Annotated in this window: 12 protein-coding genes; 1 reads left to right on the top strand and 11 read right to left on the bottom strand. The window is 44.5% G+C overall.

Annotation, left to right across the window (positions count from 1 at the left end; all coding sequences use genetic code 11):
* The 3 genes from Q0C19_RS05210 to pepN form a co-directional block, all read right to left on the bottom strand.
* A partial coding sequence (locus Q0C19_RS05210) for a diguanylate cyclase (protein WP_295053478.1) occupies positions 1-748 on the bottom strand: 748 nt, incomplete at its 3' end.
* The gene (locus Q0C19_RS05205; protein ID WP_295053475.1) at positions 736-5,001 is read right to left on the bottom strand and encodes a PAS domain S-box protein; all 4,266 of its coding nucleotides are present in this window, start codon (positions 4,999-5,001) and stop codon (positions 736-738) included. The genes Q0C19_RS05205 and Q0C19_RS05210, both read right to left, overlap by 13 nt.
* 86 nt (positions 5,002-5,087) lie before the next feature.
* Positions 5,088-7,691, bottom strand: a complete 2,604-nt coding sequence (pepN, locus tag Q0C19_RS05200; protein WP_295053472.1) for an aminopeptidase N — start codon at positions 7,689-7,691, stop codon at positions 5,088-5,090.
* 72 nt (positions 7,692-7,763) lie between these two features.
* Here pepN and Q0C19_RS05195 point away from each other — a divergent pair, with 72 nt between their 5' ends.
* A complete protein-coding gene (locus Q0C19_RS05195) occupies positions 7,764-8,966 on the top strand; it encodes a hypothetical protein (protein WP_295053470.1) in 1,203 nt (400 codons plus the stop codon).
* Here Q0C19_RS05195 and Q0C19_RS05190 read toward each other — a convergent pair.
* From Q0C19_RS05190 to hypD, 8 genes are all read right to left on the bottom strand, one after another.
* Positions 8,947-9,366 (bottom strand): methyl-accepting chemotaxis protein, encoded by a 420-nt coding sequence (locus Q0C19_RS05190; RefSeq protein ID WP_295053481.1) that lies wholly within the window; start codon positions 9,364-9,366, stop codon positions 8,947-8,949. The two genes, Q0C19_RS05195 and Q0C19_RS05190, sit on opposite strands and share 20 nt — an antisense overlap.
* Before the next feature lie 700 nt (positions 9,367-10,066).
* The gene (locus tag Q0C19_RS05185) at positions 10,067-10,456 is read right to left on the bottom strand and encodes a PAS domain-containing protein (protein ID WP_295053468.1); all 390 of its coding nucleotides are present in this window, start codon (positions 10,454-10,456) and stop codon (positions 10,067-10,069) included.
* Between the two features lie 140 nt (positions 10,457-10,596).
* Positions 10,597-12,027 carry an FAD-dependent oxidoreductase gene (locus Q0C19_RS05180; RefSeq protein WP_295053467.1) on the bottom strand — a complete coding sequence of 477 codons (1,431 nt, stop codon included), beginning with the start codon at positions 12,025-12,027 and terminating at the stop codon, positions 10,597-10,599.
* A 102-nt stretch (positions 12,028-12,129) separates the two neighbouring features.
* Positions 12,130-12,879 carry a DUF695 domain-containing protein gene (locus Q0C19_RS05175; RefSeq protein WP_295053464.1) on the bottom strand — a complete coding sequence of 250 codons (750 nt, stop codon included), beginning with the start codon at positions 12,877-12,879 and terminating at the stop codon, positions 12,130-12,132.
* Between the two features lie 3 nt (positions 12,880-12,882).
* A complete protein-coding gene (hypA, locus tag Q0C19_RS05170; RefSeq protein ID WP_295053463.1) occupies positions 12,883-13,224 on the bottom strand; it encodes a hydrogenase maturation nickel metallochaperone HypA in 342 nt (113 codons plus the stop codon).
* Positions 13,217-14,905 (bottom strand): hydrogenase maturation protein, encoded by a 1,689-nt coding sequence (locus Q0C19_RS05165; RefSeq protein WP_295053461.1) that lies wholly within the window; start codon positions 14,903-14,905, stop codon positions 13,217-13,219. The genes hypA and Q0C19_RS05165 overlap by 8 nt, the downstream gene beginning before the upstream one ends.
* 12 nt (positions 14,906-14,917) lie before the next feature.
* Complete coding sequence (gene hypE / locus Q0C19_RS05160) at positions 14,918-15,916, bottom strand: hydrogenase expression/formation protein HypE (protein WP_295053458.1); 999 nt, start codon at positions 15,914-15,916, stop codon at positions 14,918-14,920.
* The coding region (gene hypD, locus Q0C19_RS05155) for a hydrogenase formation protein HypD (RefSeq protein WP_295053455.1) at positions 15,913-16,973 on the bottom strand (1,061 nt) is incomplete at its 5' end. The genes hypD and hypE, both read right to left, overlap by 4 nt.

Here is a 16,973-nt window from a genome sequence, read left to right as displayed (position 1 = left end):
CCCCTACAGCTTTGATCAGGCTCTCCGCCACATTTTTTGCACCGTTTTCATCAATATTTTGAAGAAGGACAATAAACTCTTCTCCGCCATAGCGGGCAACCATATCACTGGGTCTTTTTAATGCGGATTTAAGTGCCCCGGCAATTTTTATCAAACAATCATCACCTTTACCATGACCGTAGTGATCGTTATAACGTTTAAAATAATCAACATCGATCATCAGCAGAGCAACCGTTTTATGCTCTCTCATCATCTCTTTGCATTTTTTCTGATACTCTTCATCAAAATAACGCCGATTGGGAATATGGGTCAAACCGTCGATCCGGGAAAGTTCTTCAAGCCAATCACTTTTTAGTTTGAGGGAGATATGATTCTTCACCCTGATTTTAACGATGGTCGGATGAAACGGTTTGGAGATATAATCCACTGCCCCGAGATTAAGTCCGTACTCTTCGTCTTTAACATCATTGCGTGCCGTGACGAAAATCACCGGTATACCGTTGGTTACAGGATTATTTTTCAGCTCTTTACATACCTCATATCCGTTCATTTCAGGCATCTCAATATCCAGAAGAATCAGATCGGGTTTCTCAATCCCTTTGGCAATTTCTAACGCTTTTTGGCCGCTTTTTGCCACCTTGATTTTATAATCATCCTGAAGAAGGTCAGAGAGGATGGCTATATTGGCGGCCATATCGTCCACGATTAAAATAGTAGGTTTTTGGATGATCGTTTTCATAGTTTCCATTCGTTCATTATCTCCAATGCACTGTCATAATCAAACTCATCCATGGCGTCTTTCCACCGCATCAGCTCTTTTTGATCGACAAATCTGCGAATCTCTTCCATCAAATAACGTTGATCTTCCAACTGCACCATACTCCCCGTTTTGAGATTGTTTTGAATCTGCTCCAAAAGCGTTTTTAGCTCCTGAAGAGATAAGCTTGATGATGAATGTATCGGAATCCTCTCCTCACTCGTCATCTCTTGAATTTGATCTTTAAGCGCTTTAACCGTTTCCATGTATCGTTGAATCTCTTCATCCGGAATGACTTTTTCCTCTTTAAAGAGAGTATCCATTCGACTGCACTGAGCATACAACGCTCTAGCGCCAAGATTTCCGCTTACCCCTTTAAGGGCATGAATCAGAGATGCGGCTGATGGATCATTCAATGCGATCCGTTTCGGTATTTCGGAAAATTCTCCATTGAGCTGGGCAAGAAATTTAAAGAGTAATGTATCCAGTAACTCTTTTTTTCCACTGACAAGATTAAGAGCATACGTTGTATCAAGGATAGAAGCATCCGTACTATCATGTAAAGGCAAAGCACGCTTAGTATTCGTATCCGTTCTATGACACCAATGGACAATCCTTTTATAAAGCTCATCGGTATCAATCGGTTTGCTTAAATGGTCATTCATTCCTGCTTCCAACACTTTTTCCCTATCTTCTACCATGGCCGCAGCGGTTAGAGCAATGATCGGAATATTCTTGTCATATTTTCGGATAATAGCCGTCGCTTCGTATCCGCTCATTAACGGCATTTGCAAATCCATCAAAATAATATGAAAATAATCCGGATTCGATAAGAAAATATCTACCGCTTCTTTACCGTTTTGAGCCGTTTTGGCCTCTATCCCTACTTTTTTGAGCATCAGCAGTGCAACTTCTTGATTAAGTTCATTATCCTCGACAAGAAGCACATTCAAACTGCTCAAATCGGGAGAATCCGGGATCTCTGGAATATCCATAACGGAATGTATCCCATTTTTGACCGAGGCCAGGGCATCAAACAAAGTGGAACTGGTCACCGGTTTTGCCAAAAAGGCTTCTATGTCCACTTCTTCTATATGAATATCCTCTTTGGAATGGGCGCTTATCATTAATATAGAAGGAACTTTTGTTTTCAAGACCCCTTCCCTCTCCAATTGATTCAACTGCCGAATTGCCTCTTTTCCATCCATTCCCGGCATATACCAGTCCATGATAACCACATCGTATCCCCGTTTCTCCGCATCCGCTTTGAGAATCATTTTAAGCGCTTCGTCACCCCCGGATGCTTCATCGGTTTTGCATCCGAAGCTCTCCGCCATATCTCTAAGGATGATACGTGAAATCTCCTGATCGTCCACAATCAGAATCTTATACGACTCCTCTTGCATCATCGTATGATTCTGCTCCCACGAGACGACCTCAGCTTCAATCTCAAAACTAAACGTCGATCCCTCCCCTTTTATACTGCTGAGAGCAAGTTCTCCCCCCATCGCATTAACCAGTTTTTTGGATATGGCCAGCCCCAGCCCGGTTCCTCCGTATTTACGAGTCATGGAACTGTCGGCCTGACTGAAAGGCTGAAAGAGTTTTCCAATTTCCTCATCACTGAGCCCGATCCCCGTATCGCTAAGACTAAATCGTATGATGGCTCGATTTTCATATTGTTCTTTTAACTCGATTATCAGGGTAACCGTTCCGCGATGGGTAAATTTCAGGGCATTGCTGAGAAGGTTGGTGAGAATTTGATCGAGCCGCAGTTCATCGCCTACAATCACTCTCGGAACATCGTTTTTCATATAGAAATAGAGCTCCAATCCATGATCCACAGCGCTTTGGGTAAACAGAACCCTTAGCTGTGCCAACACATTTTCCAGATCGAAACTTTTACATTCCAGTTCAAGTTTATTCGCTTCAATTTTAGAATAATCGAGAATATCGTTGATAATCCCCAAAAGCATTTTTGACGAGCTGTGAATTTTATGGAGATAATCTTGTTCTTTGGGATTCAAATCGGCATCCAGTATTAACTGGCTAAGCCCTAAAATAGCATTCATAGGAGTCCGTATCTCATGACTCATATTGGCTAAAAAACGGCTTTTGGCAATATTGGCTTCTTCGGCTTGTTCCTTGGCAATCATCATTGCTCGCTCAACGGCTTGACGTTCAGTAATATCTTGAAGGGTCCAGATAATCCCTTTGGACAAATCCGATTCATCAAGCGGAGTTCCCGAAACCGAGCACGACAGTTGTGTCCCGTCTTTTCGGACAAACGGATATTCGATATTGGTTATCCCTTTGCTCAGTAGATACTGATATTGCGCACCGAATTCTCCGAATAATTCATCAGATACGTGAATAAGCCTGAAACTTTTCCCGATCATCTCTTCGGATGTATATCCGAACATCGCGCACGCTCTTTTACTGGTTTCGATAATAATCCGCTCAGGGGAAGCTAAAAAGATTCCGACAGCACTGTTATCCAATAACGCTTTATTCAGACTGGAAGCCGCCAATAACTCCTCTTCCGCTTTTTCTCTTTTGGTAATATCAAAAACAATTGAGAAAAGGACCCGTTTATTCCCCAGTATAAACGGAGAAGAGTGTACTTCAACACTTTTAATCTCTCCACTCTTCAACTTATGTTTAAAGACGAAAAAATTTCTCTCCTCGGCTAATGCCGACTCCATCTCTTTTTGTAACTCTTCTTTACTCAACGTGTTGATTTCATCAATTGTCATCGTTTCTATTTCATCTGCCGAATAACCGTAAAATTTTTCAGCCGAATGGTTAATATCCAATATAAAACCGTTTTCCGGATCGATCAGGAGCATCGGAGCATCTTGCTTCATAAACATACTTCGAAATTTTTCTTCGCTGCTTCGAAGCTCTGCTTCTACCCGCTTTCGCTCGGTAATATCCAAAACACTCCAAATAACCCCTGAGTGATTCTCTTCTAGTTCAATCCTCTTCCCTAAAAACTCGCAAAACAGCTCTTTGCCGTTTTTATCTTTGAAGATGTGTTCGATTTTAACCCGCTCACCGCTTTTGGCTTTTAGAAAAATCGCGGCGCAGGCAAGATAGCTTTCTTCACTTACATGCAGCAACGAGGCATTTTTACCGATCAGCTCTTCTTTCGTATAACCAAAAACATCACACAAACGCTGATTGGCCGTAATAATATTTCGATTTTGATCTACGACAAAAATTCCCGCCGCGTTGTTTTCAAAAACATTATCCAAAAACTGTTTTTGAAGAGAAAGTTTGTTCGTCATCTTTTTTGCCAATATCTGAGCTTTCTCTTTGGTTCGAAGTATCGATATCATTCCAAAAAAAACGGCAAAAGAGAGCAATATACCCAACGCTAGGATAAACCATGGATCATTGGTATCGGACTCATCAAAAAAACCTTGATAGGGTCGAAAGCAAAGGGTCCAAACTCTTCCGTCAATATCAAGTTTGGTTTCTATCTCCATGGTATCCGATGTCGAGTTTTTTTCATTTCCACTAAAAAGGAGATTACTCTTATTCTTCTCCCCGTCATAGATTTCTAACCCTATATCGTTATACCGATTGCCCAATATGCCGTGCATAAGATCATTTCCCCGAAACGGTGCATACACAAATCCTTTGAGGGCTGCGAGACGTTCAGCTTTACTCCTCAGCGGCATACCGGCATGATAAACCGGCACATACATCAAAAAACCCGCTTGTTCATTAATCTTATTTTCTTGTTTCAGGCGTACTTTGCCGCTTGTCGCCGCTTCTCCTGTATAGAGGGCCCGAAGCATTGCTTCACTGCGCACCTTTTCCGAAAACATATCGTATCCCAAGGCACGACGGTTTCGCCAATCAGAAGGTTCAAGATAAATAATAGACGTATAAAGTTCTTGTTGTTTTTTCGGATCTTTATTTTTTTTAGGAGGTATGACTCGGCTAAAACCAAGTCCCTGTATCCCGGGGAAATTAACATCGATTTTCAACGCAGTGACAAAACGTTTCCACTCTTCACATTCTACACTCTGAGATGAATCAAACAGCCCAACCCCGGCATAAAGGGTTTCGCGGTAAGCGTCCATTCTCCCTTTAACTTTCATAGTAATTTGTTCCGCTACCGTCTCGAATCGCAGACGTTCTCTCTCTTGAAAAATTTTGGTTGAATACCAAAATGCGGCAATACTCAGAAGAATACCGATTATTAAAATAGTGTATGCTATTAATCGTTTCATTGTTTTAAATACCTGTTTGTCTTTCTATACTTATCTTATTTATTGTACCTCAGATAGACAAAAAAACGTAATCTGTTACCGAAACGTTAACACGCCTCCAAAATTTTTGTAATAATCTCATACACATTATTGGAAAGTCCCGGATGATTTTTAATCCGTTCAAGCTCGATTCCCACCTGCGTTTTCTGTTCATGTGAAAGTTTCGGATAGTTTTTAAATGCTCCCGCAAGCCCTGAGGCGATTTGCGGATTGAGCCCGTCAAGCTCTATCACTTTATCGGCGACAAATCTAAATCCTTCTCCGCTCACATCGTAAAAAGCAACCGGATTACGGGCAAAGCTTCCGATCAAAGAGCGGACTAAATTAGGGACTTTTACATCGTAGGCACAATTATCTTGTAGCGCAATAACGCGTTCCAATGTTCCCTCCCGTCGTGAAGAGGCACATACACTAAAGTATTTGTTCATGACCAGGGTTTGATCGTTATAACGATTGTAAAAATCGTCCAATCCCTGTGCGGCTAATACCGGAGCATAATTCTCAAGAAGATCCAAGGCAGCCAAACGCTCACTCATAGAGTGCGCCTCGTAGTAATGGGATAAACATAGCGCATAAACCGATTCATCCCCTACGCTCATCAACAGCCCCAATAGCCGGTTTTTTAGAGCGCGTTTCCCGATACTCTCACCGTCAATATCTGTATTGGAAGGGTTATATAAGGTTTTTAGCATATCGAGTAATTCGTCAAAATAGCGTATCGCGAGAGCTCTCTTAAGGGCTTCGTGTGCTTTTACGATGGACGCAACATCTATTATCTCCTGACGCTGCATCATGGTCGTGAGCGTCGGAAGCTCTAAAATCTGCGATTTGAACATCGCTTCGACGGAGGGATCACGAAGAAGCGCACCGTAACTCTCGACATAAAGCTCATTGATCGCTTCGCCTGCCATCATCGCTTCGATCGTTTCAATACCGAAGCGGTGTGCCGCCTCATAGCGGACAAATCCATCACGCTCATGTGCCATCAACAAAGGATACTCAAGCTCATCACACTCAATAATTACCGGAGCGCTGAACCCTCGATTGAGGGAGAGATACGCCGAGGAGGGAATCTCTTTGAATACTATCTCACTTATCTCTTTCTCCAGCCACACGACATCCCGATGCAACAGGAGAATAGAATCACTTTTGAGAGGATATTCGCTTCCATCTTCGGCCAGCAATGCGATTCTAAGCGGCATTGCATAGGGGAGTTGTTCGCAGTTATGGGTATTTTTCGGAATTTTTTGGATGATAGTCATCGTCAGCTGCCGTAATTGCGGATCATATCGGGAGGATATGTGGAGCGTCGGCGTACGCTCCTGCGAATACCACCGTTTAAACTGTGTCAGATCAACAGGGCTTTGAGACTGCATCGACTCCAAAAATTCTTCCGTCCCCACCGCTTGTCCATCAAACTTATCGAAATAGGTATCCATCGCCATGCGGAATTTCTCGCGTCCCAGCACCGTGTACATCATCCGAATGACCTCTGCACCCTTCTCATAGACCGTTGCCGTATAAAAATTATTGATCTCTATGTAGTGATCGGGCTTAATCGGATGGGCGGTAGGTCCCGCATCTTCGACAAATTGACGCTCGCGCAATGCCCTCACATCATCCAGTCGCTGAGTGAGTTCTGAATTCATATCGGCACTGAAACACTGGTCTCTAAATACGGTAAGGCCTTCTTTGAGGGTCAGCTCAAACCAGTTACGGCACGTTATACGGTTCCCCGTCCAATTGTGAAAATACTCATGAGCGATGACGCTCTCGATCCCCATAAAATCAATATCCGTAGCGGTCTCTTCATCGGCAAGTACGTAGTGGGAATTAAAGATATTAAGCCCTTTATTCTCCATCGCCCCCATATTGAAACTGTCCACTGCAACGATGTTGTACACCTCCAGATCGTATTCGCGCCCATAAGTGTACTCATCCCACTCCATCGATTTTTTGAGCGAACGCATAGCATGGCGGCATTTGTCTTCATTCCCGTGATCACAGTAAATTGCCAAATCGACCTTTTTCCCGCTCATCGTGACAAACGTATCGGTAATACTCCCCAAATCTCCCGCTACGAGGGCAAACAAATAACACGGCTTCGGAATAGGATCTTCCCAAAGAGCTAAGTGCTTGCCGTTATCCAAGATCGCCGTACCGCGAAGATTACCGTTACTCAGAAGGACAGGGCATTTCTCTTTGTTGGCAATAATTTTGGTCGTAAAACGGCTCATCACATCGGGACGATCAATAAAATAGGTGATACGGCGAAACCCCTCAGGCTCATTTTGAGTGCACCAGATACCGCCGGAACGGTACAATCCCTCCAATGCCGTATTCTCATCGGGATAGATACGGTTGATAATCCGGATACGTGCTTCATCCTGATCCAACGGCAGATAAAGGGCATTTTCTTCAAGGCGGTACATTGTCTCATCATAAAGAATATCATCGACCCATATCAGTTCCAGATCAAGCAGTTCCCCATCGAGCCGAAGTTCTTGGGCATGAGGATCTTGACGTTTGATCTCCATGATATTTTCTACCCGCGTTGAACTCTCTTCAATAATAAATTCTAATGTACACGTCAATACGGTATAGGGACTCGGAGAATACTCTTTAAAATAGATTGCATTATGTTCTTGCATAGGAATTCCATCTGTTTTTTGAAATAATACTCAAATTACGCTACACTTAAACCATTAAAATATAAAGTAACAATGATGCACAACAATCTCTTTCTTGCACGTCAACCTATTTTGGATCGTGCGGAAAATATTTTCGGATACGAATTTTTTTATCGTAATACCTCGGGAGAGTGTCTCATTGATGACCCAAGACATGCCACGGCGGCCGTGCTGGTCAATCTGCTGAATCAAATCGGTTCCGCTTCGATGTTCGGTGATATACCGGCCTTTATCAATACCGACGGACCGTTACTGCTGACCAATATCCTTCGAACCCTCCCCAAAGAGAAATTTGTCTTTGAACTCTCGGCCTCCATGAAATTCAATGGCCGTATTTATGAAGCAATCCGCTATTATCATTCGCTTGGATACCGCTTTGCTTTGGACAACGCTTCGTTTCACCCTGATTATTTTGAGGCTTTCTCCACTTTGTTTCCTTTTATGGAATTTGCCAAATTTGACGTTATGCAAACCGATATCGAACAGTTTAATTTTTTGCCGAATCCGTATGGAAAAATGAAACTTATTGCCCAAAAAGTAGAGTTTTATGAAATGGCGGAAGCGTATACGTCGTTGGGATTTGAGTATTTTCAAGGGTTCTATTTTGCCCGAGCACACCTCATCACACAAAGACGAATCGATCCGCAGTATGTGGAAGTAATGAGTCTCTTTTCCCTCCTGCAAAACGATGCCACGATAGAGGAGATATGCGATACCTTCAAGCATCAAAGTATCCTCTCTCTCCAGCTCTTTCAGTTTCTCCGGTCCGTACATCCCGAATACATTGAGGGGATTGTCTCGATACGCGAGATGATCGAACGTTTCGGAAAAAATGCCCTCATGCAATGGCTACTCCTCCTTATTTACTCGAAATCAGGGACCAAAGCCATCGATGAGAAAAACTCTCATGCCGTTTTTGCCCAATGCAGAATTGACAGAATGGTTTTCTTATTGCAGAAAATTTCCCCTGATTTCACCAAAAGTCAGATGGAGTATATCTATTTTATTGCGATGCTCTCACTGCTGGAAGGGTTAATGAATATTCCGATGGAGTCTCTTCTGCGAACACTCCACCCGACGTACGAGATTGAAGAAGCTTTGATATCTCATACCGGGGTGCTGGGGAGAATTTATGCCGCATCTCTCAAAATGGAAAGCGGCGATGTGAACGGAGCGGCGATCTTGCTGAAATCGTACGGGGTGAGCCCCGAGACTATCAGCTCATGGCGTCCATAGAGAGTAGAAGCTCATCCATTTTTTGATCTACCGTCCCGACATAGTGGGTTAAATCCACCATCTCGTCCATATTCTGATGCAATGATTCGCTATTATCGTTGATCGCTTGGATTAATACATTGATGGTGGCAGAGATTTCGGCAAGACTTTTTTGGGTTCGCTCAGCGAGTTTGCGAACCTCATCGGCAACCACGGCAAATCCTCGTCCGTGTTCACCGGCACGTGCCGCTTCAATCGCAGCATTAAGGGCTAAGAGATTGGTTTGATCGGCAATATCGCCGATCGTGACTAAAATAGCCTTCGTCTCTTGGGCATTTCCTACGAGGGCTTGAAGATTTCCGGAGAGTTCATGCTCTTTTCCGGCCACACTTTGGATCCGTTCTACGGTAGAGTTGATCATACCGTTGAGTTCGACGAACTTCGTGGAACGTAGCTCCTCGATCGTCCCTTTAAGATGCTTGGTATTATTGTCCAAAATCTCTTTGGCCTCATTGTTTTGCTGCTCCATCGATTGCAGCGCGCTGCCCAGATCGTTGATTCTCATCAACATTTGCCCCATTTTCCCCTCGACTGTTACCTCGGCGCGAGTAGCAAATTTCCCTTCACTCAACGCTTCTAGGACTTTTGTCGCACCGTCAATATTTTTTTCGGTCGCATCCAGCATGGAGTTCATTGTTTTGCGAAGCAAATGGACATGAGGGGTTTTTGTATCACTCATGACGCGGCACATATAATGACCGCTTCTTACTTTATCCGCCAACAGCACCATTTCGCCGGCGACAAGGGTATCGCTCAAAAGCATATCTTCGTGTGCTTTTGCCAAGATGTTGATTTTATCTGCGATACTTCCGGATTCAGCTTCGAGCTTTGGAAGACGATTACGTTTAAACTGCATGAGTTGAAGAAAATTATCCAAATGTTTTAGAACATCATCATGATCATTATTTGGACTCATCATCAGTCCCATCGACACTAATGCCATAACTATAATAACACCGATTAGAGCACCCACACTTTGTGTGATAGCTCCGACCAAAACTCCGATTACCGCCAAAACGATAAGTATTGCTATTTTTGCTGAATTATTCATGTTCACGTCCTTAACTCATAGTCTTATAAAGACGTTCTGCTTCAGCAATTTCATCCGAAGAGGGTTTACGACGACACGATAAATAACCGCATTTTCCATTGCTATCACATCCGACGTTTGGATAAACGGTGGCATATACCCAGTAATATCCTCCGTCTTTGGTTGCGTTTTTGACATATCCGGTCCAAATTTTGCCGCTTTTAACCGTATCCCATAAATCTTTAAATGCGGCTTTGGGCATATCGGGATGGCGAACAATACTGTGAGGCTTCCCCACAAGTTCCTCTATCGTATGACCGGCAATTTTGCAAAAATCTTCGTTGGCAAAAAGGATAATCCCTTTTTCATCTGTCTGCGATACCAAAAAATCAGTATCCTTCAACACATATTCACTTCCCATGCGATACACCTTTTGGATAACAATTTCCTATATTGTGTATCCTAATGCAAACAGTGTTCCTAAATGTAAAAATAGTGTTAAAAAATGACTATTTTAGATCAATTTTTAACATCATGTGTATTTCTGTAACAAATACCGTTTTACATTAATCCGTTTAGCATCAAATAGCGGTACATCGGCTGGAGCATATAAAGATCAAATGCCCACCATACCCATCGAGGCTGCGCCGGATCGAGTGGAAATGAAGGAGCAAGCCCTTCATAGTTGAACTCCGCCATAATGATTTCGCCGTAGGACACTTTGAGCGGACAAACCGTATAACCGTCAAATTTGAGAGCAGGCTCTTTTTTCTCCATCATCGAGATCAAATTCCCGACAACAATCGGCCCTTGATGGCGTGCGCTTCCCCCCGTTTTTCCGATCGGGATACCGCATACGTCTCCGATTCCGAAAACATTTTTATATCTGCGGTGTTGGAGTGTCTCACGATCAACTTCCAGCCACCCTTTAGCTGTCCCTTTTTGCCATCCGAGCAACGAATTTGCAACCGCATCGACTGCCGCCGTCGGAGGAGTAATGTGGATAAAATCGTACTCCATATCCACCTCTTCTTCTTTCTCGATCATCTCATATTCGTTGTATTCTTTATCGAATTCACCTTGTACTTGATATTTATGGTGGAATGTTGCTATTTTTTTCTCCGCATCGATACGGATCAGTTCATGTCCGAATTTATTGGTGATATTGCCATACCCTTTTTGTACTTTTTGGATAGCCGCATCAATTTCAGGAAGTGCAAAAAGTTTTTCACCTGCGGTTGCAAAAGTAAAATCTGCACTCAGTTTGTCACGCTTGAGGAAATCATCGCTGAGATAGAGAATTTTTTGCGGTGCGCCGCCACATTTGAGCGGAGTAGAGGGCTGGGTGCAGATAACACGCGGCTTAGAGGTTTTTGCCGCTTCATGTACCGCTTTGAACCATTCGTGGGTAATTGTCCCCCCCTCAGCGGTTCCGGCAGCGAGATCACTGAGATAAACGCTTGAAATACCGTTTTGTCCGATCATATCAGCGCTCAATCCCTCGATTTGCTCATAATGATACTGTACTCCTGTGGCGACGACGAGATAATCATACGTCACTACGGTTCCGTTTTTTGTCGTCACATTATTATTATCGGGATCAAACGTAGCGGCTTCGTCTTTAATCCAGGTTACATCATCACCGATATAGCCGGTGTTATCGAAGATAATATCTTCCGGTGCGTATTCACCCGCCGCAACAAAAATCTGTCCCGGTTGATAAACGTGCTTTTCATTGGGAGCAATAATCGTAATATCCGGCTTGGCAAGCGCTCGACGTAAGCGGGCAAGTACCATCAACGCACCTGCTCCGCCTCCGACGATCACAATTTTGCCTACCGCAGTGGATGCTGCAGCTTCTAACGTTGCCGGAGCTGCCGTTCCCGCCAATACTGATGCGGCTACCGGCGAAAGCGCCATCATTTTAAGGGCATCACGACGTGAGAGTCCCTCTTGCGCTTTTATTTTTTTCATAATTTCCTCAGTATTCATTCTCTACTCCTTTTGATATTAATGTGAGACGTTCATATACACATTATCGCCGTGAATAGATTAAACTTTCTTAAAAGTGAACACTGTTTCAGTGAATTATTGCTAAATTTTTACAACACTGGTTTCCCAACCGTCATACGCGCCGCTAAATCGGACAGCAAGATCAATCAAATAGAGCGTCAAACTGTCAATGTCGTAATAAAAGGGTTTGTCCTGCCGATAGAAACTGAGCCCGAACATCGGAGTATTGTCTGTCGGATCGATCAAATTTTTAACGCTGAATCCTTCCGACTCGATTTGGGTAATAAAAGCATCCCGTTGCCCGCTCGTTTCAAAATAGGCTTTATGTTCAATCGCTCTGCTGATGTGCAGTGAATCTCCCTGCGATTTTAAATGGTCACATACTTTGTGATTTTGAATAATCTGCCATTCGATAGACGTCGGGAAAAGGAGCTTATGATAAATATCCCACTCCGAATCCATCTTCGAACCGTATTCATACGTATAAGTATCAAACTCTTTCATCGCAGATTGAACAGCATCAGGCCATTCAAAATCGTGTTTAAGATAATAGATAAATGTCATCTCGCCATTCGATACGATCTTCCCGACATAACTTCCGATACGATAGCGAAGGGACTCCATCTCAATCTTATCCTCGATGAAAGAGAGCTGAGCCTCTTCCTCTTCAGAAATAAGCCCTTTGTCATTCGGAGCCTTCATCGTAAGTTTGATAAATCCGACATAAAATTTGTCCTCACTCGGCAGCTCAACCGAAATCCCCGCATTCACCAGAACCGAGGCAATATTGCCATCGATCGTTTTCATATACAATTCCCAATATTCTTGCATCTTCTACTCCATTTCCAAGGTCATTAAATACATATCTTCACCGTCGATCACTTTGACATCCAGGCTTTCGCATGCCGGACATTTATAATAAATTTCACCCAACTCGGTCGCCGTGCCGCACTGTTTACACTCGATCACCAGCGGCTGAACATTCATCACAAAATCAGCACCGTCACATACGGTTTTTTCTTTAAACGTATTAAACGCGATTTCAAGCAGATGGGGTTCTACTCCGGACATTTTGCCGATTTTGACGATAATTTTTGTCACCGACTCCGCCTCATTTTGTGCCGCAATCTCTTCACATTGTGTCAACAATGCCTGCACGATCGAATATTCATGCATATCCTACTCCTTTTAAATAACTCGGTGTCTGTATCGGACAAAGTTTGTAGACGAAATCTTTGCGCAGACGATTAAAATCACTGGCTGGATCATAAAAACTCGGATACATCTGTTCCAACTCAACCTCACGATAACTCTGAATCTCCTCCGCAAAAGAGGTATGATTTATTTTTTGACGTTTGCTCTCCAAACGTTCATCATAGCGTTCTTCGTCGTCACACAGCGTCCTACAATAGATGTGAAGTTGTTCTAAATAGGTCTCATCATTTTCAGATAAGAGTGTGTCGATCAACCCTATGGATCGGGCGTGAACGGCACTGATCGGAAGACATCCATTGGTCAATTCCTCCGCTTTTTCACCTCCGACACGGCGCGGAAGCGTATAGGTCCAATACTCGCTTCCGTGTAATCCGAGTGTTTGGTAGTGAGGATTCAGTACCACCCCCTCGCGTGCGACAATAAAATCAGCCGCAAGAGCTAAGAACATCCCTCCCGCCCCGGCGTTGCGTCTCAATGCACTTACGGTAAGAATCTCATCGCACAGCAAGATCGATTTGACGACTTCATTCATCGAATGGATATTCGACCATCCGTCTTCATCCGATTTTTTTGAATCTTCCATGATATTCAAATGAATCCCGTTGGAAAAAAACTGTTCTCCTCCCAGTAATACAAGTACTTTAATATCGGTTTGTTTGAGATGATCGAATGCGTATTTCAACCGAACGCACTGATGGGCTCCCATCGCACCGTTATGAAAATCGAATCCGAGATACCCTATCGCGTCGCGCTGATAATAGGTGATCTCTTTGAATGTCTCCAAAGCGGGATCGACAAACAGCGGCAGTCGATCTTCCCGAACCCCTTTGAGCCTCTCTTTGAGTACGTAAGCCGCCGGGAGTTTGATACTGGGCTGATGACGTGCTTTGAGATGGGTGATCCAGATCGCTCCGTCTTTGGTTCCCAGACAGATCGCCCCCTCGCGCTTTGCCAGAATCTCTTTGATCCCGCCGCGAAGTTTCCCCTCTTTGTGCACACCGTAGAGGGTACATTCTATCCCCATAATCGTATCCAAAACCCCCGGATGACTGTCGGCGGATCGAATCTTGGCAAGGATACTCTCGGTGGAATCGTTTTCCCAGTCGATCCGTCGATCACTCTGGGTCATTGCCCTATGTGCCGAACCACTCAAGCTGTTTTCATGTTGAGCTATCGGAATAAATGTCGGCTCATTAAGTACGTCCAGTAATTCATCCGTCAACCCTATAGCGAGACTGGTCGTTTCGTTGCGATAAATCGACCCTTTGCTCCCCAGCGGCATAGCAAACGTCCCGTGCGCGTAAATATCTCCCGCATCGTACTCGCCGTTAGCACGCAATATCGTCACGCCCCACTCAGGGGCTTGATTTAAAATGGCCCAATCCAGTGCATGGGCTCCCCGATCTCCCGCAATTCCGGGATGGAGAATAAAGGCCGGTATCGTACTCCAGATGGCTTCGGGGATTCTCTTTTTTAAATACGGTGCGATAATAATGTCGGGTGCATACGCTTCCACTTCCGCGTTGAGCTGCGTATCGGTAATCGCAAAAGCAACTCCGACATTCTCGCCTCGGTCTCTTAGATGACAAAATACCCTCTGAGAGAGCGAATTAAAAGCGCTGACCACCAATAAAATACGCAAGGTTTGCCTCGATTAACATATTCGAGGCAATAATTCACCCGTCGGCAAATCCATAAACCGCTTCGATCCCCACGGACTGAGCAAAAGAACCCGCCCCTCATGCTGATGGGTTACCGAAGCGATGATACTCGCCTTTGTACCCTGCTCGAATGTTTTTAATACCTCCAGCGCGCGCTCGGCATCGGAGCGTTTGATCGCGAGGACAAAGGTCCCCTCATTCGCCAGATTGTACGCTTCGAATCCCAAAATCTCGCAAATCCCCCGAACATCATCGCTTACGGGGATAGCCTCTTCGTTCACTTCAATACATACTTTGGACTGCTTCGCCCATTCGTTGAGTACCGCCGCCACACCGCCGCGTGTCGCATCCCGCATCGCGGTAATCGCAATCCCCTCAGAAAGAAGTTTTTCGACCAACGGCCATAACGACGTACAATCGCTTTGGAGGTTACTACTGAACTCCATCCCCTCGCGGTTGGCAAAAATCGTCGCTCCGTGTTTGCCGATCTCGTTGGAGACGATGATCACATCCTCTTCACTCACGCTGTTCGAGGAGATCCCACTCTTTTGAACCACACCCACACCCGTCGTATTGATAAAAATCTTATCGACACTTCCGCGCGGAACCACTTTGGTATCGCCGCAAACAATCAGTGCACCGTTAATCTCCAGCTCTTTTTTCATCGATCGGACAATCTTCTCCAATTCCTCAACCGAAAAACCCTCTTCGACGATCACGGCGCACGTCATATAGGTCGGTTTTGCCCCCATCATCGCAAGGTCGTTACACGTACCGCAGATACTCAGCTTTCCGATATCCCCGCCGTCAAAAAAGATGGGACTGACGGTAAAACTGTCGGTCGTAAACGCTAAGCGCCCGCCGTCAATGATTGCCGCATCTTCGCTTTTTTCCAAAATCTCATTTTTAAAATGTTTGTAAAATATTTTGGAGATCAGCTCGGCATTTTCTTCCCCGCCGTTGCCTTGGGCGAGTACAATATTTTTTGTCATAATAGATTCCCGTATTTATAATAGGCGGCGCATGCCCCTTCTGAACTCACCATACAACTCCCCAACGGAGAGCTCGGCTTACATGCCGTACCGAACACACTGCACTCTTGAGGCTTGGCGAATCCGCGCAAAATATCGCCGCAAATGCACAGTTTATGGTCATCGATCTCATCATACGGAAGAACCTCTTTGTAAAGCACTTCGGCGTCATACGCCGCAAATGCATCACGCAGTTTTAAACCGCTGTTGGGGACATTTCCCATCCCCCGCCATTTGAACAGATCCACTTTCTCAAAATACTTCTCGATCAAAGCTTGGGCTTTGAGATTCCCCTCATGGGTGACAAGCCGTTTGTACTGAATTTCCAGATCGCTGCGTCCCTCATTAAACTGCTTGATCATCATGTAGATCGCTTCCATTACGTCGACCGGTTCAAATCCTGCCACAACGACGGGAATACGGTAATGTTTCGGAAAAACCTCATAAATCTTCGATCCGCTGATAACACTGACATGCGACGGTCCGATAAAAGCATCGATACGGTGATCGTAACTGTTGACGTGTTCATCTCGACTGTCGATCAACTCTTTCATCACTTCGGGTACGGTAACGTGATTGATATGAAAAAAGATATTTTTGATATCTCGTTTAATCACCGTATCGAGCAATGCCGCACTCATCGGCGTCGTCGTTTCAAATCCGATGGCAAAGAAAATAATTTTTTTGGTCGGATTTTCCTCCGCCACTTTCAGCGCATCCATCGGTGAATAGACGTAACGGACATCCGCACCTTTGGCTCGGGCATTTTGGAGCGAGCCGTGGCTTCCGGGAACCTTAATCATATCGCCGAGGGTGAGCAATATTACATCTTCCTGCTGTGCCAGAACATAAGCATGATCGATCCGCTCTTTGGGCATGATACACACGGGACATCCCGGTCCGTGAATAAAGTTGATATTCTCGGGCAGCAGCTGAGTCAAACCGTATTTCATAATCGTGTGGGTATGTCCGCCGCACACTTCCATGATATTGACCGTCCGGCCAAGCTGAAAAGCTT

Source organism: Sulfuricurvum sp., assembly GCF_023250475.1.
Classification (GTDB): Bacteria; Campylobacterota; Campylobacteria; order Campylobacterales; family Sulfurimonadaceae; genus Sulfuricurvum.
This window is presented reverse-complemented; position numbering and strand designations above follow the sequence as displayed.

Excerpts from the sequence above, each read along its gene's own strand:
- Q0C19_RS05175 (WP_295053464.1), bottom strand. The coding sequence starts at position 12,879 with ATGCAAGAATATTGGGAATTGTATATGAAAACGATCGATGGCAATATT.
- Q0C19_RS05190 (WP_295053481.1), bottom strand. The coding sequence starts at position 9,366 with ATGATCAACTCTACCGTAGAACGGATCCAAAGTGTGGCCGGAAAAGAG.
- Q0C19_RS05205 (WP_295053475.1), bottom strand. The coding sequence starts at position 5,001 with ATGAAACGATTAATAGCATACACTATTTTAATAATCGGTATTCTTCTG.
- hypA (WP_295053463.1), bottom strand. The coding sequence starts at position 13,224 with ATGCATGAATATTCGATCGTGCAGGCATTGTTGACACAATGTGAAGAG.
- Q0C19_RS05185 (WP_295053468.1), bottom strand. The coding sequence starts at position 10,456 with ATGGGAAGTGAATATGTGTTGAAGGATACTGATTTTTTGGTATCGCAG.
- Q0C19_RS05195 (WP_295053470.1), top strand. The coding sequence starts at position 7,764 with ATGATGCACAACAATCTCTTTCTTGCACGTCAACCTATTTTGGATCGT.
- Q0C19_RS05180 (WP_295053467.1), bottom strand. The coding sequence starts at position 12,027 with ATGAATACTGAGGAAATTATGAAAAAAATAAAAGCGCAAGAGGGACTC.
- pepN (WP_295053472.1), bottom strand. The coding sequence starts at position 7,691 with ATGCAAGAACATAATGCAATCTATTTTAAAGAGTATTCTCCGAGTCCC.
- hypE (WP_295053458.1), bottom strand. The coding sequence starts at position 15,916 with ATGACAAAAAATATTGTACTCGCCCAAGGCAACGGCGGGGAAGAAAAT.